Genomic DNA, 20865 nt, shown 5'->3' with positions numbered 1-20865 from the left:
GGGCAAAGGATCACCGAGAACCCCCGGGAAGCGAGGCAACCGGGAAGAGGCAACCGGGAAGGAGCACAGAGGCTCCGCACCAAGAGGAAAGAACTACCGGCTCGCGGCCGGGACCAGCACCCAGAGCACTTCGACGGTTTCGTCCGTGGGGTTGATCCAGGTGTGGGGTTCCCGGCCCGGGAAGGAGAGCGTGTCGCCTTCCGCGAGGTCGTATTCCTCATTGGTCAGGATGAGTTTGATCCGGCCCTTGACAACATGCAGGACATCCACATCGCAGTCCACCGCGTACAGCTCGTTCTCACCGCGGCCGCGGGGTTCGATGGTGGCCTGCAGGATTTGCAGGCGGCGCTCGGAGCGCGCAGTCAGCAGGCGTTCCACTATTCCTTGACCACCCAAGGAGATACGGGGGCCGTCGTCGCGCTTGGTCAGGTGGGTTTCCGGCGCCGCGAACAAATCCCCCACGGAGACCGACAGAACCTGGCACAGGGTGACCAGGGACGCGACCGACGGCGATGTCAGGTCCCGCTCCACACGGCTAAGAAACCCTTTGGTGAGACCTGTAGCATCCGCCACTTGCTCGATGGTGAGGCGCTGCGCTTGCCGGGCTGCGCGGATTCTGGAACCGATGGCAACAGGAACGTTGCTTGGTTCAACGGGGAGAGCCTTCATTCACGAACCTTTCAGGCCTGTCATGTGGCCCTGTCATTGGAGCAATAGTAGCCGGATCGCGCAGAAGGGAAGCCAGAAACTACGGAAGCATGTCTTAAGCATCTTGACTGTTACTCCGATCACAACATATCCTCAGGGGCAACAAGTGTTGTCTGTGAGGCATACAACACCTCCCCAATCTCCAATCATCAGCACGGAGACTTCGACCCTTCGCAGGAGTATCGTCGAAATCCCCAACCTCCGTGCATCAGCTCCAAGGACCGTTCATGGAATCTTCGGCTATTAACATCGCAATCGTGGTGGTGTACCTGCTCGCCATGCTGGCGTTCGGCTGGTGGGGCAAGTCCCGCACCAAGAACAACAGCGACTTCCTGGTGGCCGGCCGCCGCCTTGGCCCCTTCCTTTACACAGGCACCATGGCCGCGGTGGTCCTCGGTGGCGCATCCACCGTCGGCGGCGTCGGCCTGGGCTACAAATTCGGCATTTCCGGTATGTGGCTCGTCGTGGCCATCGGCGCCGGCGTGCTGCTGCTGAGCCTGCTCTTCGCGGGCACCATCCAGCGCCTGAAGATCTACACCGTCTCCCAGATGCTTAGCCTCCGCTACGGCAGCAAGGCCACGCAGACGTCCGGAATCGTGATGCTCGCGTACACGCTGATGCTGTGCGCTACGTCCACCGGTGCCTACGCCACCATCTTCGTGGTGCTCTTCGATTGGGAACGCTGGCTGGCCATCGCTGTTGGCGGCGCAATCGTGCTGGTCTACTCAACCATCGGCGGCATGTGGTCCATCACCCTGGCCGACCAGGTGCAGTTCATCATCAAGACTGTGGGCATCTTCTTCCTGATGCTTCCGTTCGTTATGAACGCTGCCGGCGGCATGGACGGCATCCGTGGGCGCCTCGAAGACAGCTTCTTCCAAATCGACGGCATAGGCACCCAGACGATCATCACGTACTTCGTCGTCTACACGCTGGGCCTGCTGATCGGCCAGGACATCTGGCAGCGCGTCTTCACAGCCAAGACCCCCACGGTTGCACGCTGGGGTGGCGCAACGGCCGGTGTCTACTGCATCCTCTACGGCATCGCCGGCGCCTTGATTGGTCTTGCAGCCCGCGTGGCCCTCCCGGACATTGACGTCGCCAACCTCGGCAAGGACGTCGTCTACGCGGAGGTCGCAACACACATCCTTCCCGTCGGCATCGGAGGCCTGGTCATGGCCGCTGCTGTCGCTGCCATGATGTCCACCGCCTCGGGCGCCCTGATCGCGGCAGCAACCGTTGCCCGCGCCGACGTCGTCCCGTTCGTGGCCAGCTGGTTCGGCAAGACCATCAACACTGACGACACGGAAAACCCCGAGCACGACGTCAAGGCCAACCGTTACTGGGTCCTGGGCCTGGGCATCGTTGCGGTCCTGATCTCCATGGCCGCACAGGACGTGGTGGTAGCCCTCACCATCGCCTACGACATCCTGGTGGGCGGCCTTCTGGTCGCGATCCTCGGCGGCCTGGTGTGGAAGCGCGGAACAGGCATTGCGGCTGCATGGTCCATGGCAGTTGGCTCGGTACTGACACTGGCCTTGCTGATCATGTTCGCAACCGGAGTCATTCCCAGCGAAGACGGCGTCTACGCAAACGAACCCATCTACTACGGCCTCGCCGCCTCGTTCGTCGCTTACGTGGTCATCTCGCTCCTCACCCCGCGCACCGACCCCGCAGTCCGGGCCGCCTGGGACAAGCGAGTGGCTGGCGCGATCTCCGACGAACTGCCGATCGAAGCTCACCCGGTCAGCTCCAACAGGGCCAACTAACCCAAACACGCAGGACAAGCGAAACAAAGCAACGCCCGACGGCGGCGCTCCCCTTATCGGGGAGCGTCGCCGTAGTTGTGTCCCCGGCAGGTACACGTTGTGGGGCCCGCTCCGCGGACTTAAACTCCATCCAACCCTGCGGAGCAGGCCCCACAACGAGAGCGCGCGTGCGGTAGTGTGGTGCCAGCTTCAAGAGATGTGGTGCCAAGCTCCGACTGGCCACACACCAACCCCATGTTCACGGGTGGTTCGGATGAGGAAGCGGCCCGCCCCGGACCAAAGACAACCGAGCGGGCAAGAGCACTCCCCCAAGGAGACGTACCTTGCCGTACCAAGCCGACAGCAGCCAAGCCTCCAACCTGCCGGCTCCCGGCGCCCAAACACCTGGCGCCCAAACAACCGGTACCCCCGCCGAAGCCGCAGCCGGCATGGTCGCGGTGATACCCGCCGTCGACCTCTTTCTGGGGACCGTCACCCTTCTGGCCGGGACGACGAGCGTGACATTGCCGCACTCGGATCCACAGTTGATTGCCCGTGCGCTTTCGCAGGCCGTCCGCCCTACCCAATGGTGCGCAGCGTCAGGGACGCTGACAGTGACCGTTGCCGCCGTCGGGAAACCAAGGGGGCTGGCGAGGCACTTCACCTTTCCGGAGCAACCTGCCTAATCCTCGGCGTCTTCCTCCCGGAAGTCATCGGTTTCATCAATCGGGACCACCCGTTCGTCATCCTCCGGGGCGTCCACTTCCTCCACCCAGGCTTCGTCCACTTCCTGGTCTTCCGCGTAGTCGTAGGCCGGGTCGGACTCCACAGTTGCCCGTTCCGGGTAGTTGGCGTGTGATTCGGTGGTGTTCATGATGCAACCTCCGTCCCATGGGCCGCGAACGGCCCGATGACCTCGTGCGGGAGACCCCGCCCTGTCATTCCATCTGAGCACCGGCCCACGGACCGGTCAAGGGGCGGAAATTAAGGTGCACCGAACATTCCGGTTGAGGAATACCAGCCAAAAAACCCCGGGAATAAGCGGTAGTGTGGGGCGTGCAATGGGGCCGCAACTACCCCACCCAGCACAGGAGAAAAAGTGCAACAGCACCAGGAATCCCACGGTTCGTCGAGCCCCGCTCCGGACCCCGTCCACGAAACCGAAGCCCCCCAAAACGCCGGAGCGCCGCAAACCGCGCCGACGTCCTCGGACATCCGGCGTTGGCGGCAATACCTGGCTGACGAACGGGCCGAAGCCGCCGTCTACCGGGAACTCGCCCAACGCCGGGACGGCGAAGAACGCCAGATCCTGCTGGCCTTGGCCGAGGCCGAAGGCAGGCACGAAGCCCACTGGCTCAAGCTCCTTGGGGAGCACGCAGGAATGCCCAAGGCGGCGTCCGGCCGGAGCCAGTTCCTGGGTTTCCTGGCCCGCAACTTCGGCTCGGTGTTCGTGCTCGCGTTGGCGCAGCGGGCCGAAGGCCGCTCCCCCTACGGCACCGAACCGGCCGCGACGCCTGCCATGGTGGCAGATGAGCAGATCCATGAAGAAGTAGTCCGCGGGCTTGCCACCCGTGGCCGGAACAGGTTGTCCGGCACCTTCCGCGCCGCAGTCTTCGGCGCCAACGACGGCCTGGTCAGCAACCTCTCCCTGGTCATGGGCATGGCCGCCACCGGAGTGCCCAGCCCCGTTGTGCTGATGAGTGGCGTGGCAGGTTTGCTGGCCGGAGCCCTCTCCATGGGCGCCGGCGAATACGTCTCGGTGCGGTCGCAACGGGAATTGCTCAACGCCACCCTCCCCACACAGGCCACGCTCACTGCTGCACCTTCCCTGGACATTGAGCACAACGAACTGGTCCTGGTGTACCTGGCCCGGGGCATGACCCAGGAAGCCGCCGAGCACCGCGCCGCCGAACGCATGGGGTTGTTCAGCTGCGATTGCGACCCCAGCCTCTCCCTGCAACCCGAAAAGCCGGCAGCGGACGAGCACGAATCCGTAGGCTCGGCCTGGGGCGCAGCGCTGTCCAGCTTCTGCTTCTTCGCTTCGGGTGCCATCATCCCCATCCTGCCGTTCCTCTTTGGCATGACCGGCGTGGCTGCCCTGATGGTGGCCGGTGTGCTGGTGGGCATCGCGCTGTTGGCGACCGGCGCCGTCGTCGGCCTGCTTTCCGGAACGTCGCCGCTGAGCCGTGGCCTGCGGCAGCTTGCGATCGGCCTCGGAGCGGCGGCCGCCACCTATGGACTGGGATTGCTCTTCGGCGCAGCGATCGTCTGAGTTTGGACGGCTCAGTCCGCAGCCCGTACTGTTGGTTCGTCCTCCGCGCTGCCCCGCGTGACCAGGGCGTGAGGAATGGAGAACCGTGGACCCGGAGCGGGAAGAAGTGCGTGCGCCCAGGCACCGGCGCGCGGGAACGGCCCTTCGTGTGCTCCGCGGTGTCCTCCTCGCCGCCGTCGCGGCGGTCATTGCCGTCCTGGTCAGCGGATTCCTGCACGGCGACCCCCGCATAACAGCGCTCTTTCCCGGGGCGGGCGTGCCTGGCACACCGCAGCAAGGAAGCCAGGGGCAGGGGAAGGCCGCCCGACCGGTCGACGCGCCGCCGCCGGGACTTGAGGAAGCAGACGCCCCGCTGGCCTCGCCTCCGGCGCCCGGAACCACCAACGATTCGTACAAGTTCCTGGCAACCAACGACGACGGCACCCCCGTTGGGTACTCGCCTTGCCGACCGCTGCATTACGTCGTCAACAACGCCACCGCACCGGAAGGATCCGACGCACTGCTGGCCACCGCGATTGCGAACATCTCCGCAGCGTCGGGCATCCAGTTCGTCAACGACGGCACCACCGACGAACTGCCAGTTGAGCGCCGTGAGCCCTATCAACCCGCCAAATACGGCGACCGGTGGGCTCCGCTCCTGATTTCCTGGACGACGCCGGAGGTTGCGCCGGCCCTGGCCGACAAAGTGATCGGCACTGGCGGCAGCACCATGTACTCCCTCAATAACGGCCCCAAAAGCTACATCACCGGCAGCCTCGAGCTGGACACCCCGCAGGTGACAGAGCTGATGGCCAGCGGCGGCGCGGACTATGTCCTGGCGGTCATGCAACACGAGCTGGGACACGTGATGGGATTGGACCACGTGGACGACCCCATCCAGCTCATGTACCCGGAAATTGGGGCACCGGACGGACTTGCCGCAGGCGACCTGAACGGCTTGCACCTGCTGGCTTCAGCACCCTGCCGCAAGGACATCTGACAAGCACGGCTTTCCAGCAGTCGCGCCATGGACTCGCGGCGTCGCCGGACTTATGCTGACGGTTACGGCCGACGGCGGCGCCCCCACCACCCGTCGCAGCCGCCACGTCAGGGGGTTCCATGGAACCTTTCGGGTCGTCCAAATGGCCAGACCATGATCCTCCCCGGCCGAATTTCCTCCCAGTGGCTGCCCGTCCGCCCGATGACCCACCCGTCCGGCCACCCATCAAACACAGCAGCATCGCCGCCATCATGTTCTTCTTCGGCATCCTCGGCCTCGTCTGCGCGGGCGCTTACTTCAGCGGCGAACTGCAACAACTCGTGGGTGGTTCCTCCGTTGCGCAAGGACAACAACCACGGCCCGGGGTGGTTCCCTTCGGGCAGCGCCAGGATCGGCTGCCTGGGCTCGAGGAAGCCGACGCGCCCCTTGGCAAACCTGCCCCGTTGAGCAAAACCAGCACCTCGTACAAGTTCCTGGCCGTCAAGGAAGACGGGACCCCGTTGGCCTATTCGCCCTGCCGGCCCATCCACTACGTGGTGAACTCCGATGTGGCGCCGGCTTCCTGGCAGGCACTGGTGGATGCAGCCGTTCGGCGGGCGAGCCTCGCTACCGGACTGAAATTCATCTACGACGGCCCCAGTTCCGAGGTCCCGTCCACCAACAGGTCCGGGTACCAGCCCGCCAGATACGGCGACCGCTGGGCGCCAGTACTCATCGCGTGGAGTACGCCGGAGCAGGTCCCGCGCCTGACCGGACAGACAGTTGGGCTGGGCGGAAGCTCTTCGATCGGCCTCAGCAACGGGTACAAGGCATACGTGACCGGCACCGTGTCTTTGGATGCACCCCAGTTCGCCGGGATCGTTGATACCCCCAACGGCCAGGAGATTGGCGTGGCCGTCATCATGCACGAACTGGGGCACCTGGTAGGCCTGGACCACGTCAGTGACCCGCGGCAACTCATGTTCGACGAAGCCTCCTGGGTTCGGGACTACGCTGCGGGCGACCTCACAGGGCTCGCGCAACTTGGCTCCGGTCCCTGCAGCAAGGACTTCTGAGCAGCCTCCTCAGTGTTCGGTCACACCCGTTCCGTCACAACCGCGAGCGCTTCCTCGACGCTGTCCACCAGGAAGATCCGGCTTTCCATGGGTTTCCCTGCCGCCAGGCTCTGGAGCATGGGCCAGGCCGGGAAGGTCCGTTCCCAGTGTTCGCGACCCACCAGCACCATGGGCGTGATGGTCTCGGGCGCGCCATAGTAGTTTTCGCAGGCGTCCTGGAAGATCTCCTGCACAGTTCCAGCCGCGCCCGGCAGGAAGACGATCCCGCCATTGCACAGTTCCAGCAGGATGGCTTCGCGGACGGCGTTGGCGAAGTATTTGGCGATGTGGGTGGCGAACAGGTTGGGAGGTTCGTGTCCGTAGAACCACGTGGGGATGCCAAGCGTTGGAGTGCCTTGCGGATGCTGTTGGACCACGGCTGCTGCCTGGCGCCCCCACGCTGTCACGGACGGCCTGAACCCGGGTGCCAGGGCGAGCGTGCCAAGCGCGGCTGCGGTATCGGCGTCGGGCAGTCCGCTCAAGTAGGCGCCCATGTTGGCCGCTTCCATGGCACCAGGCCCACCGCCGGTGGCCACCGCGAAGCCGGCTTGGGCAAGGAGCCGTCCCAGCCGGGCGGCGTCGGCGAATTCCCGGGTCCCGCGCTCGGCGGCATGCCCGCCCATGACTCCCACCAGTTTGCGGCCTGACAGGGCGCCCTGGTCCAGCAGTTCGTCCAAGGCATCACCGATCGCATGGTCGTGCAGGGCCGCGGCAAGGGTGGCATCCAGGCTCTTCCGTTGCCCGGACAGGATGCTCCACTGGTAAATCCTGGCGTCGAGGGTGGCTTCGTACTCTGTGGCGGAAATGTCCTGGTAGAGCTCGTCGGCCGAGTAGAGGCTCCCCCGGTACGGGTCGAACGGGATCCCTTGCATTTTGGGGAAGATGAGCGCCCCGCGGCGTCGGAGGCTCTCTTCCACGCCGTCGTCGAAAGTGCAGCCAAGGAAGATCGCGCCTTGGGGGTCCAGGACCTTAAGCTCACGTGAGTGTCCACGGAGGTCCAAAGACTGCGCGTGCCAACCGTGCATGGACCCGGCCCCTCCGGCCACCAGCCGGTCGAAGTGGACCACGCTTTCGACGTCGAGCGTCCTCGGACTCGGGTTCAAAGCTCCGGTGCGATTCATGGTTTCAGCGTAGTGGCCCGAACCCTACCCATGCCCGGACCGAAGGAGTACAGTAACTCGCATCACGACGCCCACGGCTCTCCCGCCAGCGGGCCGAGTACATAACTCCATTCACATGACGCTCTGGGGGCGTCGTTAAGTTCGCCGGCTGGGGGGCCCAACATCTGCTCGAGGAGCATGGTTGTGGACCGTCCAAAACCCTTTCGCCGCCCCGGATTTCGCGTTGTAACCCCACCCACTTCCAGAAGTCGCCGATTAATGGCGTGGCTTCTGGCTCTTTCCATGACCATCACGGGCCTGACGCTTGGCTTCACGGCGTCCGCGTCCGCGGCCGTGCCGCCCTGCGCAGGTACCGGTGGCGCCATGCAGATCGTGGCCCATACTGACGACGACCTGATCTTTATCAGCCCGGACTTCATGCGCGACATCCAAGCCAAGCGGTGTGTCCAGACCGTCTACACCACGGCCGGGGAAGCCGGCGAGGGGCCTGCTTACTGGAAAAGCCTTGAGGCTGGCATCAGGGCCAGCTACGCGAAAATGGCTGGAGTTGCGGACTCTTGGACCACGTCTGACGCCGGTGTACCGAACCGTCCGCTGACCATGCAGACACTCAATGGTGCCCCTAACGTCTCCGTTGTCTTTATGCGCCTGCCCGACGGTTTCCCCAACGGACTGGGCAGCGCCGCCTATAATTCCCAAAGCATCCTCAAACTTTGGGATGGACGGTTGTCTTCCATCCGTCCGGTGGATAACGCGGCTGCCTTCACCAAGACACAGTTCCAAACAGCACTGAACCGTCTGGTGGCCAACTTCCAACCCACCACCTTCCGCACCCAGGATTGGACCGGGACCTACAAGAACCCGTACGACCATAGTGACCATTGGGCTACCGCCAAGTTCGCCCAGCTCGCCAGCCGCAGTTACGCAGGACCCCATACAGCCCTGGCCTATGACGCGTACGTCATTGACGAGTACGCCCAAAATGTGACGGGTGCCGAGCTTACAGCGAAGGTAGATACGTTCGTTCGGTTCGCGGACTTCGACATGTACATCTGCAGCAGCCCAGGCGAAGGATGTCCCGACTCCCCCTACGACGAATGGCTGAAACGGCAGTACATCACGGCCATCGAGTGGACAGGCAACGCAGCCAAGTCCCCCGGCACCACGGTGTCTTCGTCCTCGCAGAAGGCCACGGCACAGGGCCCGGAGAAGGCGCGAGACGGCTACGCGTGGGGAGCCCCCATGGACGCGAGCCGTGAATGGGTGACCGCTGGCGAAAAAGCCGGCAGCTGGATCGAATACGATTTCTCGCCCACCCGCACCATAAATGCGGTTACCTTGGCCGATCGCCCTGTGCTCACAGATCAAGTTACGGGAGGCAATCTACAGTTCTCCGATGGCAGCTCTGTGCCTGTTCCGGCCCTTCCCAACAATGGGTCCGGCCTCACCATCAATTTCCCTTCCAAAACAGTGAGTTCTGTCAGGCTCAACATCACCTCAGTCAGCCCCACTACGACCAACGCCGGCTTGGCCGAGTTTGAGGCCTACCTCGGAACAGACAACGTGGCACCTTCAGTAACACCGACGCCTCCCGGCGGAACCTACTCCGTTGGGCAGACCGTCACCCTCACGGCCAACGAGACGGCCACAATTTATTACACGACCGATGGCAGCACGCCCACGACCACCAGCAACAAGTACACCGCTCCGCTGACGCTGAGCGGTCCGCTGACCCTGAAGTACTTCGCAGTGGACAGCGCCAACAACGCTTCCGCGGTGGCCACGCAGACCTACTCCACGGGGCCGGACACGACCAAACCCATAGTGACCGCCAACCCGGCGGGAGGAGCGTACGCTGCCGGCACGTCGATCACTTTGACAGCCAATGAACCGAATTCGGTGATCAAATACACCACGGACGGCACGGATCCGTTGACCGCCGGGTTGGTGTACTCCACTCCGATCACGTTCCCGGGCACCGGCCCGATGACGCTGAAGTATTTCGCTACCGACCCTGCCGGCAATGCCTCAGATGTTGCCTCGCAGACCTACACAGTCCCGGCAGACACCACGGCTCCCACAGTAACGGCCAATCCCACCGGCCGTCCGTTGTCCAGTGGAGCCACCATTTCCCTGTCCGCCAATGAGGCTGGGACAACCATCTACTACACCACCGATGGCAGCACACCGACGGCAACGGAGAGCGCCACCAACTTCAAGTACGCGGCTCCAATCGTGATGGGCAATTCCGCACTGGTGCTCAAATACATCGGAGTGGACCCCGCCGGCAACACCTCCGCCGTGGCCACCCAGACCTACAGCGTTCCCGCAGCCGGTCCTCCGTCGGCCCATGATTTCGACGGTGACGGCAAAGCCGACGTCCTGGCCTCCGATGCGACGGGAAACCTGTACCTGTACCCGGGTGACGGCGCTGGCGGCCTCCAGGCCAGGAAGCTTGCCATACCGGCCTCGGACTGGTCGACGGTGACTGACGCCATCACCCCCGGTGACTTCAACCGGGACGGCAAGGCCGACGTCGTTGCCCGAGCGGGAGATGTCCTGTGGCTGTACCCAGGGGACGGGGCCGGTGGCTTTGGTGCCCGCTCGCAGATCAGTACCGGCTGGAGTGCCATGACCCAACTGTTCTCCCCCGGGGACTTCAGCGGTGACGGCATTCCCGACATCATGGCCCGGCGCAGCACCGGGGACCTGCGCCTCTACGCAGGAAACGGCAGCGGTGGCCTCCGGACGCCCACCACGGTGGGAACGGGCTGGAATGTCATGAATGCAATCTTCAGCACCGGGGACTTTAATGGAGATGGTAAAGCAGACGTGCTGGCCCGGCGTGCGGATACCGGCGCACTCTGGCTCTATCCCGGTGACGGAGCCAGCGATTGGTTGCCGTGGAAGCAGATCTCCGCGGGTTGGGACAACAGAACATCGATGGCAGGGCCCCGGGACTTGGACGGTGACGCCAAGAATGACGTCCTCGGCCGCATCGGAGACACCCTGTGGCTGTATCCGGGCTCGGGCAGCGGAACGTTCAGAAACGTTCCCCCCACCAGCCTGGGTACCGGTTGGCAGGCGATGAAGATCATCGCCTGACCGGCCCCATGGACCTGGCGCGGGTCGGAGTTTTCCCCCAGACTCTTCGGCCCGCGTCAGCCATGTCCACCCCTCACTCACATCCCACCCCCTTCAGCCAGACGCTCACTCACATCCCACCCCCTTCAGCCAGACGCTCACTCACATCCCCACCTATGTTTGACAGGACAATCTGACAACCTCTAGTCTCACTTCAGGAATCTCTCTCTGGAGATGACCTTCTGCTGCACCGACGGAGACAGAAATGACCAAGAACGTGACCCTCGGCCTCGTAGGCGTAGGCCGGATCGGCGTGATGCATGCCAAGAACATCAGCGCCCTCAACGAGTCCCTCAACCCTGACGGCATCCATGTGAGCCTCAAACTGACGGATGTGGCCGGGGATCATGCCCGTGCAGTGGCCGAGAGCGTGGGCGCCGAATTCCTGGGATCAGCGGAGGAGCTCATCGGGTCCGGAGTGGACGGCCTGGTCATCGCAACAGGCACAGCCACTCACCCTGGTCTCATCCGTGCGGGTGTGAACGCAGGCATCCCGGTGTTCTGCGAAAAACCCGTGGCTGTCAATGTGGCGGAGTCCCAACCCGTCCTCGACTACATCAGCGAGAAATCGGGCACCGTCCAAATCGGTCACCAGCGTCGATTCGATGCCGGGTACTTGGAGGCCAAACGGGCCTACGAGGCCGGGGAGCTTGGTTGGATCCACTCACTTCGGGCTGTCACCTGCGACATGACACCGCCGCCGGTGGAGTTCCTTGCAACATCGGGCGGCCTATTCCGCGACTGTTCAGTCCACGACTTCGACATTCTCCGATGGCTCACAGGCAGGGACATCGTGGAAGTCTACGCCAAGGGCTCCAACAACGGCGACCCGGCCATCGGTGAGGTGGGCGACGTCGACACCGCCCTGGCTCTGGTGACGTTCGACGACGGCACGGTGGGTACGGTATCGGCCAGCCGCTACAACGGAGCCGGGCATGACGTCCGCTTGGAACTTCAAGGCTCCGAGCAATCAGTGCTGGTGGGAATGGACCAGCAGATGGCACTGAGGTCGGCCGAGCCCACAGTTACGTTCCCGTCCGGCACTGCGCACACCACGTTCGCCGAGCGGTTTGACCAGGCCTACCGGGCCGAGATGGCGGCCTTCGTAGAGGTTGTGCTGGGCAAACGTAAGAATCCTTGCACTCCCGAAGACGCCGTGGCGGCGTCAAAGGTAGCCGACGCAGCACAACTGTCCCTGGAGACCGGCGTACCCGTCAGGGTCCAGGCCTAGCATCAGCGTGCAGCACCCGGAACGGTGAACGGCGCGTCCGGGGCGGGGGCCGTAGCCGCCGCCCCGGACACAGCACGGGAGTCTCAGGCAGGGACGTTGAGCGATGCCTCAAGGGCTGCGTCGGCGTCGCGAAGCACCTGTGCCGCGACCTCGAGCCCCTCGATCCGACCCAGCGAAACGTCCTCGTGCTCGATATTGACCAGCATGTTCGGATCGACGTCGTGCAGGGCCCGGAGGAACTCGGTCCAGAACGCGGTGTCGTGACCACGGCCCAGGGCCACGAAGTCCCAGGCAGAGTTCTTGGGCCATTCGTTGGCCCATTCGTCGCCACCAAGGTTGGTCCGGTTTTCCGTTTCCGAGAGCCGCCGGAAGCTGTTGTCCAACACACCGTAGAGCGCAGCGTTGTCCTTGTTCACACGGACGTCCTTGGCTGCCGCCTGAAAGACCAGTGGCCCAAGTTCCCGGACCACCGCCACTGGATCCATCTGCTGCCAGAACAAGTGGGATGCGTCCAGTTCGACGCCAACGTGGGTGGCACCGGTGAGCTCGACCAGCTTGTAGACATCCGCGGTATTGAAAACAATGTTCTGCGGGTGCAGCTCCAACGCCACCTTGACGCCATGGTCTGCGGCGAGCCGGTCCGTTTCCTTCCAGAAGGCTGCCGCTACTCCCCACTGGTAGTCCAGGACATCCAGCGCCGCGGAGTTCCAGGCGTTGACCACCCAGTTCACCGTGGTGGCGCCGGGCTCTCCCCCGGGCAGCCCGGACATGGTGACCACGCGGTCCTGGCCCAGCCGGTTGGCCAAGCGGATGGAACGACGGATGTCCTCGGCGTGCTTTTCGCCAATTTCCGGCTTGGGATGCAGGGGGTTTCCGTTGCAATTCAGGCCAGCGATTGAAACCCCGGTGCCCTCAAAGATCCCGAGGTAGTCGTCGCGGGCGGCGTCGCTTTCCAGGATCTGGTCGAACGTGGGGACATGCACGGCGGGAAGGAATCCGCCGGTGTTGATCTCGATGCCAGTCAGGCCAAGGTCGGCGATGACTTTGAGCGCTTCAGGAAGCGGACGGTCGTGGAGGATCGCGTTGTAGACCCCGAGCTTCATAGCGTGATCTTCTTTCCGTTGTCCAGGGCGGACTCAGTGACCGCGCCCAGGAGTTCCATGTTGCGGACACCTTCGTCGAACGTTGCGCAACGGGGCAGGGAGTCCGCTTCGGCCAAGCCCGCGACCTCTTCGAGGAAGGCCCGTGCCTGGTATCCGAAGGCATCGTTCTGGCCGAAGCCGACTTCCGGGGCGTCCATGGCCAGGCCGCCGGCAATGTAGGGGTGTCCTGGGCCCAGGATCACTTGGCGGTACCCGCCTTGCAGGCCGGAGCCATCGTTGAGGAAAAGCTGGATTTCGTTGGGGCGGCGCTGGTCGAACTTGGCTCCGCCGTTCTCGCAGAAGACCTCGAATTGGAGGCTGTTGGCGTGTCCTGCTGCAACGCGGGACACTTCGAAGCTGCCGGCACCGTTGGTGAACTCGGCGTTGAAGGCGGCGTAGTCATCGTTCTCCACGGCTTCGAACGTGTCGCTGACGGCAACGTGGTCGTGGCCCATGACTGCGCTGAGCGGGAGCGGGCGCTTGTCGATCGCGGTGGACAGCCTGCCACCACTGATGGAGGTGATGTTGCCGCAGAGGAATTCGGCGACATAGGTCAGGTGGCTTCCGACGTCGGCCAGCGCACCTGAGCCCGGTCCGCCTTTGTAGCGCCAGCTCATGGGAGCCTGGGGGCTGAATCCGTAGTCGGTCCAGTATCGGCCACTGAAGTGCAGGACGTTCCCCAGCACGCCGTTCCGGACCAGGTCGCGGATGTAGGCGATGCCTGGGGTGCGGCGGAAGGTGAATCCGATGCGTGCCAGGTTTCCGCGGGCCTCGGCGGCGCGTGCTGCGTGCGCCATGGCACGGGCGTCGTCCAGGGTGTCACTGAGTGGCTTTTCGCAGAGGACATGTTTGCCGGCCGCGAGCAGGCCTTCGACCACCTCGCGGTGCAGCGAGTTGGCGATCACCACGCTGACGACGTCGATGTCATCAGCTTCCGCAATGGCCTGCCATGAGGTGTCATTGCGTTCGTAGCCGAATCGGCGTGCAGCCAGGGAACCGAACTCAGCATTGACGTCGCCAATGGAGACGAGGCGGATCTGGGGAAGCACGGGGCTATAAAGGGCAGATGCCGTGCGGTACGCGGCGGCGTGGGCCTTGCCTGCCATGCCTGCTCCGATGACGGCTACGCCGAGGCTTTCAGCCATTGATTTCTCCTTCGAAATTCTGCCGTCGCATGAGGATCGTCCGGCATTTTGTAGCGCTACAATTTTTACGCTGGATTTGAGCGTAACCATGTCTATATGTCCTGTCAATCCTTAACGGACTATCCTCGGGGGAGGACACGAAAGGCAGCCAAATACGTTGAACAACAACCGACGCCCCACGCTCTACGACGTCGCCACACAAGCCGGCGTTTCGCCGTCGTTGGTTTCGCTGTTCCTCAAAGACCCCGAAAGAATCAGCGAAAAGCGCCGTAACGCCGTCCGGGACGCCATCACTGAACTGGGCTACCGGCCGAGCCGTGCCGCCACCACCCTGGCAAGCAGCAGCACAAAAAGCATCGGCCTGGTCATCGATGACTACCGGAACCCCTGGTTCGTTGACCTGCTCCGTGGAATGGAATCCGTCCTTTCAAACCTTGGGTACCAGGTGATGCTTGCGGACTCCAGGCCGGGCGAAAACCGGATCAAGGAAGCCACAGACGGACTGCTCGCCATGCACGTCGATGCGCTGGTGATAGCCGCCGAACCGAGCGATGCCATGCTCGCCAAGACCTGGGTGCCCACCGTGGTGGCCGGCTGGCGCAAAGGCGTGCCCTTGGGCGCTGACCTCATCACCAACGATGACGACGGCGGCGGAAGCATGGCAGCCAACCACCTGTTGGGTTTGGGCCACGTCCGCATCGGCCACGTCTCAGGGTCCGACGGCGCCTCCGCACACCGGCGCGCCGGTTACCGTCGCGCCGTGGAAGCTGCCGGCGTCGAGCCTTTCATCAGCGAGTCCAGCGGAACGTCGGAGGAAGACGGCTACGAGACAGCAAGCCGACTCCTGGAACGCCACCCGGACACCACTGCGATCTTCGCAGCGAACGACTCCATGGCCCTTGGCGCCTTCGCAGCCATCAAAGCGCGCGGCCTCGCAGTACCTGCCGACGTTTCGGTGATCGGCTACGACAACTCCCCCTTGGCCAAGTCGCGTTTCCTGGACCTGACGTCCATCGACAACCGCAGCGACATTGTTGGGGCGGACTCCGCCCGCAGGCTACTGGCCCGCATAGCGGATCCGACGCTGGAACCGGAGCGCACGCTCATTGAGCCGAAACTGGCGCTGCGCGGCACCACAGCGCCGCCTCGCTAGGGTTGGCTCCTTGCCGGAAACAGTCCTGCCCGGAGCCAACATGCGCTCCGGGCAGGACTTTCAGCAGCTATCGCGTCAGTGCCGCTTAGTGGCGTTTTCCGGAACGGATTCCTCCACACCGGCCACCTCGGCTTTGACTTCCTCAAGGGCGTCGGAGTGGCCACCGAGCTGCTCCAACTCGTGGGCCAGCTCTGCGAGTTCTGCACCGCCGGCCATCTGGGCCGTCAGCTCATCCAGGGTGATGTCCTTCTTGTCGTAATACCCAATCGACTTGCCCCGCTTGAGCAACAGGAACCGGTCGCCCACGGGGAAAGCGTGGTGCGGATTGTGGGTGATGAAGATGACGCCCAGGCCACGGTCGCGGGCCTGCAGGATGTAGCGGAGCACCACGCCGGACTGCTTCACGCCAAGTGCCGCAGTGGGCTCGTCGAGGATCAGGACCTTGGCCCCGAAGTACACGGCCCGGGCGATCGCCACGCACTGGCGCTCACCGCCGGACAGTTGACCAATGGGCTGCTCCACATCGCGCAAGTCGATGCCCATCTGGGCCAGTTCGCTGAGCGTGATCTCCTTCATTTTCTGGACATCCATGCTCTTGAACGGTCCAAATCCCTTGGTCAGTTCAGAGCCGAGGAAGAAGTTGCGCCAGATGGGCATCAGCGGAACAACTGCCAGGTCCTGGTACACCGTGGCAATACCGGCGTCGAGCGCGTCCCTCGGTGAGTTGAACTTCCTGGCATCGCCCATCACGTGCAGGGTGCCTTCGTCGTGCTGGTGCAGGCCGGCGATGATCTTAATCAGGGTTGACTTGCCTGCGCCGTTATCACCCAGGACACAGGTGACACGGCCGTTGTCCACGGCCATGGTGACATCCCGCAGCGCGATGATGTTGCCGTAGTGCTTGCCCACTCCATCGAGGGACAGCAGGTGGACCGGCGTGTGTGTCAAGGGATCCTTCTCGCCTTTCAGCAGGGTTTGCTGATCGATCTGTTGTGCGTTCATTGTTCCGGCCCCTTACTTGAGCTCTGCCCGGCGCTTGACGATGAGGTTGACGATGGTGGCCAGCAGCAGCATCAAGCCCAGGAAGAACTTGAACCAGTCCGGATTCCATTGTGCGTACACGATGCCCTTGTTGGCCATGCCAAAGATAAAGGCGCCGATAGCACCACCCACTGCCGAGCCGTAGCCGCCGGTCAGGAGGCAGCCACCGATGACGGCCGCGATGATGTAGAGGAATTCGTTGCCCACTCCTTCGCCGGACTGCACGGCGTCGAAGGCGAACAGGTTGTGCATACCCAGAATCCAGCCGCAGAAACCGACGGCCATGAAGAGGCCGATCTTGGTCTTTGTTACCGGAACACCCACGGCGCGGGCGGCGTTTGCGTCGCCGCCTACTGCGAAGATCCAGTTCCCGATCCGGGTGCGCAGCAGGATCCACGAGGCCACGGCCACCAGGACGATCCAGAAGAAGACCGTGATCTTGACCTCCACCCCGCCGATGCTGACGGAGGACGCGAAGACCGCACGTGCTGATTCGAAGCCGTCCAGCTTGGAGATCGACGGCGAGGATACGCTACCGCCGATGAGGCGGGTGAGTGCCAGGTTGAGGCCGGTAAGCATCAGGAATGTGGCCAGGGTGACGATGAAGCTGGGCAGTTTGGTTTTGACGAGGATCCAGCCGTTGATGAAACCGATGCCCAGGGAGACCACCAGGGCCAGGCCCACGCCGACCCAGGCGTTCAGGGAGAAGTTCCAGCTGAACAGCGACGCGGTGAGTGCGGAGGAGATCACGGCAACACCGGTGGAGAGGTCGAACTCCCCACCGATCATCAGCAGGGACACGCCTACCGCCATGATTCCGATGGTCGATGAGCCGTAGAGCACGGTAGCAAGTGCGTTGGGTTGGGTGAACGTCTGCGAAACGGACGCGAAGAAGATGAAGAGGACCACCGCGCCCACCAATGCTCCAACTTCGGGCCTTGCGAGGAACTTCTGGAGGGGGCTGCGCCGCCCGATCCGTTCATCGCCGGGGGCCGTAGCCGGCGCCGGCGGCAGGGTTGCTGTGTTTGCCATAGGGGAGGACTCCTTGTTGGTCAGGCTGCGCGGCAGGGAGCCGCCGCGCAGCCTGGTTCCTGGATCTAGCGGACGCCCTGCTGGGCGAACTTGAGGACATCGGATGCGTTGGTCTTGTCCACGATGGTTGGGCCGGTGAGGACGGGCTGGCCGCCACCGATCTTGAAGCCACCGCGCTTGGCCTGCCACAGGGAGTCAACGGACATGTAGCCCTGGAGCCACGGCTGCTGGTCGACCGTGAAGATCACGGCGCCGTCCACGATCTTCTGGGCAAGGTCGGCGTTGAGGTCAAAGCTGGCAACCTTCGACGAGCTGCCGGCGTCAGTGACGGACTTCAGCAGGGTCAGGGTGATCGGAGCGCCGAGGCCGATGATGACGTCGGCGTCCTTGGCGGCCTGGAGCTTTGCCGTGGCGGTGGACTGGACCGCAGTCATGTCCTTGCCGTCCACGTACAGGATTTCGGTTGCGGGCACCTTGGCTTTCACACCGGCGCAACGGGCTTCAAGGCCGACGTGGCCCTGCTGCTGGATCACGCAGACGGGGTGCTTGTACCCCTCGGAGGCGAGCCTGGTGCCGACTGCTTCGCCGGCAAGTTGCTCGTTGGAACCGAAGTGGGTGAAGGCACCCAACTGCTTGGAGACTGATTCGCCGGCGTTGAGGCTGACCACCGGGATGCCCGCGTCGGTGGCCTTCTTGAGGACATCCTTCAGCGCGTCCGGGGTTGCCAGGGTGACGGCGATGCCATCCACCTTCTGGTCAATGGCCTGCTGGACCAGCTGCGCCTGGCGACCGGCCTCAGGGTCGCTGGTGTAGAGGAGTTCAACGTTGTCTTTCGCCGATGCTTCCTCGGCACCCTTGCGGACGATGTCCCAGAACGTGTCGCCGGCAGCGGCGTGCGTAATCAGCGCTACCTTGATCCGGTCAGTTGATGCCACCTGGCCAGCGGCTGCGGCGCCGCCGTTATCGGCCGGCTTGCCGCCCTGGCTTGAACAGGCGCTCAGTGCCACCAGGGGAACCACTGCTGCGACGACCGCCGCTTTGCGCCATGAGAATTTTGCCACCGTTATCTCCTTTGATGTCAGCTTCAGGTTTCCGGGACTCGTATCCGGAACACCTGCTACTCAGATCATGGTGACTGACCTCACACTTTGTCAATAGTTTGTCCTGACATTAGGATGTTTTAACGTAATATCGCTATCGTGAAGGCCGAACCCACCCCTTCCTTGACGGCCCAACCGCGGCTGCTATCATCAGAAAAAGGCAGTATGTCCTATCAAGAGAACATGAGCGGACATACGCTACCATCCGGCAGAGGAGCCGCAGACCCGCTCCCCCGGCCGGCCTTCAGCAGGCGTCTAGGAGAATCCAGTGGCGAACCAACTCAGTCTCAGCATCGATCGTTCGTCCCCTGTACCGCTTTACCATCAGGTGGTCCAGGGAATCGAGGCCGCCATCCACAGCGGCATCCTGGAACCCGGCAGCCGCCTGGACAACGAAATCGACCTCGCGGCACAGCTGAACCTATCCCGCCCCACCATGCGCAAAGCCATGGATGAACTGGTCCGGGCCGGACTACTGGTCCGCAAACGCGGTGTGGGAACCCAGGTGGTTTCAAGCCAGGTCCGCCGGCCCCTGGAACTCTCCAGCCTCTATGACGACCTCAGCAACAACGGCAAAAAGCCCACCACGGACGTCCTCAGCTTCTCGCACATCGAAGCCGACGCGGCAACGCTGACCGCCCTGCAGCTGCCGGCCGGTTCCAAGGTCTACCACTTCACCCGCCTGCGCAAAGTAGGTGGCAAGCCCCTGGCGCTCATGGAGAACTGGGTCCGCGACGACATCACCAGCATGGACGAGGCACAGCTTGCCAACGAAGGCCTCTACGCGATCCTGCGCCGCGGCGGGGTCAACTTCCGGCTGGCCTCGCAACGGATCGGCGCGATGATCGCCAACGACTACCAGGCTCCCCTCCTCGAAGCCGAGGTGGGGTCGGCGCTGGTCACCATGGAACGCACCGCGGTGGATGACACCGGACGCATGGTGGAAACCGGCCACCACGTCTACCGCGCAGACTCCTACAGCTTTGAAATGACACTCGTACAGCGCTAAACAAGGACACACACATGACCAACTGGGTATACCCGCTGGGAACAGCCACTGACGGTAAATGGGACATCTCCCTGGGAACCTCTGACTCCACCCTGGCCGTAGACGGCTGGGCCCACACGGGACTGAAGGTCGCGACGCTCGCCGCAGGTGCCGCCGTCGAGCTTCCCGCGGCTCCGGAGGAGCGCATCGTGGTGCCGCTGAGCGGATCCTTCACCGTAACGGTCGACGACGGCGAGTACAGCCTCGCGGGACGGCAGTCGGTTTTCCACGGGCCAAGTGACGTCCTGTACACGGGGATCGACACGGCCGTCAGCATCAGCTCGAACGACGGCGGCAGGGTGGCCATTGCGACGGCGCCCGCCAAAGCCGGCTATCCCACCCGCCTGATCACGGCCAAGGAAACCCCGGTGGAGCTCCGCGGAGCAGGGAACTGCTCACGCCAGGTCCACAACTTTGGCACGCCGGCTGCTCTGGAAGCCGATCGGTTCATCGTGTGCGAGGTCATCACCCCCGCCGGCAACTGGTCCTCCTACCCTCCCCACAAGCACGATGAGGAGAAGGACGGCGAGACCAGCCTTGAGGAGATCTACTACTTTGAGACCCGCGTTGCCCCGGGGTCCCAGGCACTGGAGGACACGGATCCGATCGGGTATGCCCGCGTCTACGCCTCCGACGAGCGTCCCATCGACGTCTCCGCCGAGGTGCGTACCGGCGACGTCGTGCTGGTCCCCTATGGTTGGCACGGACCGGCTATGGCTGCCCCGGGCTACGACCTGTATTACCTGAACGTCATGGCCGGCCCCGGCCGCGTGCGTGACTGGCTCATCAGCGACGACCCCCACCACGGCTGGATCCGCCAAACGTGGGAAGGCCAGGACACCGATCCGCGGCTCCCGTTCGGCGCGTAACCCACACAGCGAAGGCCGCCTGGATGTTCCAGGCGGCC

Annotated in this window: 18 protein-coding genes and 1 riboswitch; of the genes, 10 read left to right on the top strand and 8 right to left on the bottom strand. The window is 63.7% G+C overall.

Going from position 1 to position 20865, the window contains the following annotated elements:
• Window positions 1-93: 93 nt before the first annotated feature.
• Complete coding sequence (locus tag J2Y68_RS04735; RefSeq protein WP_235519052.1) at window positions 94-669, bottom strand: helix-turn-helix domain-containing protein; 576 nt, start codon at window positions 667-669, stop codon at window positions 94-96.
• 266 nt (window positions 670-935) lie between these two features.
• Between J2Y68_RS04735 and J2Y68_RS04730 the strand changes: the two genes are divergently transcribed.
• Window positions 936-2477 (top strand): sodium:solute symporter family protein, encoded by a 1542-nt coding sequence (locus J2Y68_RS04730; RefSeq protein ID WP_309990388.1) that lies wholly within the window; start codon window positions 936-938, stop codon window positions 2475-2477.
• A 187-nt stretch (window positions 2478-2664) separates the two neighbouring features.
• A riboswitch (SAM riboswitch) is annotated at window positions 2665-2784 on the top strand.
• 16 nt (window positions 2785-2800) lie between these two features.
• On the top strand, window positions 2801-3142 hold the full coding sequence (locus J2Y68_RS04725; RefSeq protein WP_309990386.1) for a hypothetical protein: 342 nt from the start codon (window positions 2801-2803) through the stop codon (window positions 3140-3142).
• Here J2Y68_RS04725 and J2Y68_RS04720 read toward each other — a convergent pair.
• Complete coding sequence (locus J2Y68_RS04720) at window positions 3139-3330, bottom strand: hypothetical protein (RefSeq protein WP_211712919.1); 192 nt, start codon at window positions 3328-3330, stop codon at window positions 3139-3141. The genes J2Y68_RS04725 and J2Y68_RS04720 overlap by 4 nt on opposite strands.
• 225 nt (window positions 3331-3555) lie before the next feature.
• Between J2Y68_RS04720 and J2Y68_RS04715 the strand changes: the two genes are divergently transcribed.
• The 3 genes from J2Y68_RS04715 (at window position 3556) to J2Y68_RS04705 (ending at window position 6762) form a co-directional block, all read left to right on the top strand.
• Window positions 3556-4728: a VIT1/CCC1 transporter family protein gene (locus J2Y68_RS04715; protein WP_309990383.1), complete on the top strand. Its 1173-nt coding sequence runs from the start codon at window positions 3556-3558 to the stop codon at window positions 4726-4728.
• Window positions 4729-4813: 85 nt separating this feature from the next.
• Window positions 4814-5707 (top strand): matrixin family metalloprotease, encoded by an 894-nt coding sequence (locus J2Y68_RS04710; protein ID WP_309990380.1) that lies wholly within the window; start codon window positions 4814-4816, stop codon window positions 5705-5707.
• Window positions 5708-5826: 119 nt separating this feature from the next.
• A complete protein-coding gene (locus J2Y68_RS04705; RefSeq protein WP_309990376.1) occupies window positions 5827-6762 on the top strand; it encodes a matrixin family metalloprotease in 936 nt (311 codons plus the stop codon).
• A 20-nt stretch (window positions 6763-6782) separates the two neighbouring features.
• Here the strand turns inward: J2Y68_RS04705 and J2Y68_RS04700 are convergent, their stop codons facing one another.
• Window positions 6783-7922, bottom strand: coding sequence for an LOG family protein (locus J2Y68_RS04700; protein ID WP_309990373.1), 1140 nt, complete (start codon window positions 7920-7922; stop codon window positions 6783-6785).
• 258 nt (window positions 7923-8180) lie between these two features.
• On the opposite strand from J2Y68_RS04700, the gene J2Y68_RS04695 reads away from it, so the two are divergent.
• Window positions 8181-11027: a chitobiase/beta-hexosaminidase C-terminal domain-containing protein gene (locus J2Y68_RS04695; RefSeq protein ID WP_309990371.1), complete on the top strand. Its 2847-nt coding sequence runs from the start codon at window positions 8181-8183 to the stop codon at window positions 11025-11027.
• Between the two features lie 244 nt (window positions 11028-11271).
• Window positions 11272-12297, top strand: coding sequence for a Gfo/Idh/MocA family protein (locus J2Y68_RS04690; RefSeq protein WP_309990368.1), 1026 nt, complete (start codon window positions 11272-11274; stop codon window positions 12295-12297).
• An 83-nt stretch (window positions 12298-12380) separates the two neighbouring features.
• Here J2Y68_RS04690 and J2Y68_RS04685 read toward each other — a convergent pair whose 3' ends face one another.
• Both J2Y68_RS04685 and J2Y68_RS04680 read right to left on the bottom strand, forming a co-directional pair.
• Window positions 12381-13400 (bottom strand): sugar phosphate isomerase/epimerase family protein, encoded by a 1020-nt coding sequence (locus tag J2Y68_RS04685; protein WP_309990365.1) that lies wholly within the window; start codon window positions 13398-13400, stop codon window positions 12381-12383.
• Window positions 13397-14584: a Gfo/Idh/MocA family protein gene (locus J2Y68_RS04680; protein WP_309990360.1), complete on the bottom strand. Its 1188-nt coding sequence runs from the start codon at window positions 14582-14584 to the stop codon at window positions 13397-13399. Before J2Y68_RS04680 ends, J2Y68_RS04685 begins: the two co-directional genes overlap by 4 nt.
• A 157-nt stretch (window positions 14585-14741) precedes the next feature.
• On the opposite strand from J2Y68_RS04680, the gene J2Y68_RS04675 reads away from it, so the two are divergent.
• Window positions 14742-15737: a LacI family DNA-binding transcriptional regulator gene (locus J2Y68_RS04675; RefSeq protein WP_309990358.1), complete on the top strand. Its 996-nt coding sequence runs from the start codon at window positions 14742-14744 to the stop codon at window positions 15735-15737.
• Between the two features lie 75 nt (window positions 15738-15812).
• Here the strand turns inward: J2Y68_RS04675 and J2Y68_RS04670 are convergent, their stop codons facing one another.
• From J2Y68_RS04670 to J2Y68_RS04660, 3 genes are all read right to left on the bottom strand, one after another.
• On the bottom strand, window positions 15813-16739 hold the full coding sequence (locus J2Y68_RS04670) for an ATP-binding cassette domain-containing protein (protein ID WP_211712911.1): 927 nt from the start codon (window positions 16737-16739) through the stop codon (window positions 15813-15815).
• 12 nt (window positions 16740-16751) lie between these two features.
• Window positions 16752-17810: an ABC transporter permease gene (locus J2Y68_RS04665; protein WP_211712910.1), complete on the bottom strand. Its 1059-nt coding sequence runs from the start codon at window positions 17808-17810 to the stop codon at window positions 16752-16754.
• A 65-nt stretch (window positions 17811-17875) separates the two neighbouring features.
• Window positions 17876-18871: a substrate-binding domain-containing protein gene (locus J2Y68_RS04660; protein WP_211712909.1), complete on the bottom strand. Its 996-nt coding sequence runs from the start codon at window positions 18869-18871 to the stop codon at window positions 17876-17878.
• 307 nt (window positions 18872-19178) lie between these two features.
• Between J2Y68_RS04660 and J2Y68_RS04655 the strand changes: the two genes are divergently transcribed.
• Together J2Y68_RS04655 and iolB are read left to right on the top strand one after the other, a co-directional pair.
• Window positions 19179-19919: a GntR family transcriptional regulator gene (locus tag J2Y68_RS04655; RefSeq protein WP_211712908.1), complete on the top strand. Its 741-nt coding sequence runs from the start codon at window positions 19179-19181 to the stop codon at window positions 19917-19919.
• Window positions 19920-19933: 14 nt separating this feature from the next.
• Complete coding sequence (iolB, locus tag J2Y68_RS04650) at window positions 19934-20827, top strand: 5-deoxy-glucuronate isomerase (RefSeq protein WP_309990353.1); 894 nt, start codon at window positions 19934-19936, stop codon at window positions 20825-20827.
• Window positions 20828-20865: the final 38 nt, after the last annotated feature.

This window comes from Paenarthrobacter nitroguajacolicus (assembly GCF_031455195.1).
GTDB classification, from domain to species: Bacteria; Actinomycetota; Actinomycetes; order Actinomycetales; family Micrococcaceae; genus Arthrobacter; species Arthrobacter nitroguajacolicus_D.
The sequence above is the reverse complement of the archived record's forward strand: the minus strand, read 5'-3'. Positions and strand labels throughout refer to the sequence as shown.

What these genes read in the sequence shown, in the direction of transcription:
- J2Y68_RS04735 (WP_235519052.1), bottom strand. Translation starts at nt 669, where the DNA reads ATGAAGGCTCTCCCCGTTGAACCAAGCAACGTTCCTGTTGCCATCGGT.
- J2Y68_RS04730 (WP_309990388.1), top strand. Translation starts at nt 936, where the DNA reads ATGGAATCTTCGGCTATTAACATCGCAATCGTGGTGGTGTACCTGCTC.
- J2Y68_RS04720 (WP_211712919.1), bottom strand. Translation starts at nt 3,330, where the DNA reads ATGAACACCACCGAATCACACGCCAACTACCCGGAACGGGCAACTGTG.
- J2Y68_RS04705 (WP_309990376.1), top strand. Translation starts at nt 5,827, where the DNA reads ATGGAACCTTTCGGGTCGTCCAAATGGCCAGACCATGATCCTCCCCGG.
- J2Y68_RS04700 (WP_309990373.1), bottom strand. Translation starts at nt 7,922, where the DNA reads ATGAATCGCACCGGAGCTTTGAACCCGAGTCCGAGGACGCTCGACGTC.
- J2Y68_RS04695 (WP_309990371.1), top strand. Translation starts at nt 8,181, where the DNA reads ATGGCGTGGCTTCTGGCTCTTTCCATGACCATCACGGGCCTGACGCTT.
- J2Y68_RS04690 (WP_309990368.1), top strand. Translation starts at nt 11,272, where the DNA reads ATGACCAAGAACGTGACCCTCGGCCTCGTAGGCGTAGGCCGGATCGGC.
- J2Y68_RS04685 (WP_309990365.1), bottom strand. Translation starts at nt 13,400, where the DNA reads ATGAAGCTCGGGGTCTACAACGCGATCCTCCACGACCGTCCGCTTCCT.
- J2Y68_RS04680 (WP_309990360.1), bottom strand. Translation starts at nt 14,584, where the DNA reads ATGGCTGAAAGCCTCGGCGTAGCCGTCATCGGAGCAGGCATGGCAGGC.
- J2Y68_RS04670 (WP_211712911.1), bottom strand. Translation starts at nt 16,739, where the DNA reads ATGAACGCACAACAGATCGATCAGCAAACCCTGCTGAAAGGCGAGAAG.
- J2Y68_RS04665 (WP_211712910.1), bottom strand. Translation starts at nt 17,810, where the DNA reads ATGGCAAACACAGCAACCCTGCCGCCGGCGCCGGCTACGGCCCCCGGC.
- iolB (WP_309990353.1), top strand. Translation starts at nt 19,934, where the DNA reads ATGACCAACTGGGTATACCCGCTGGGAACAGCCACTGACGGTAAATGG.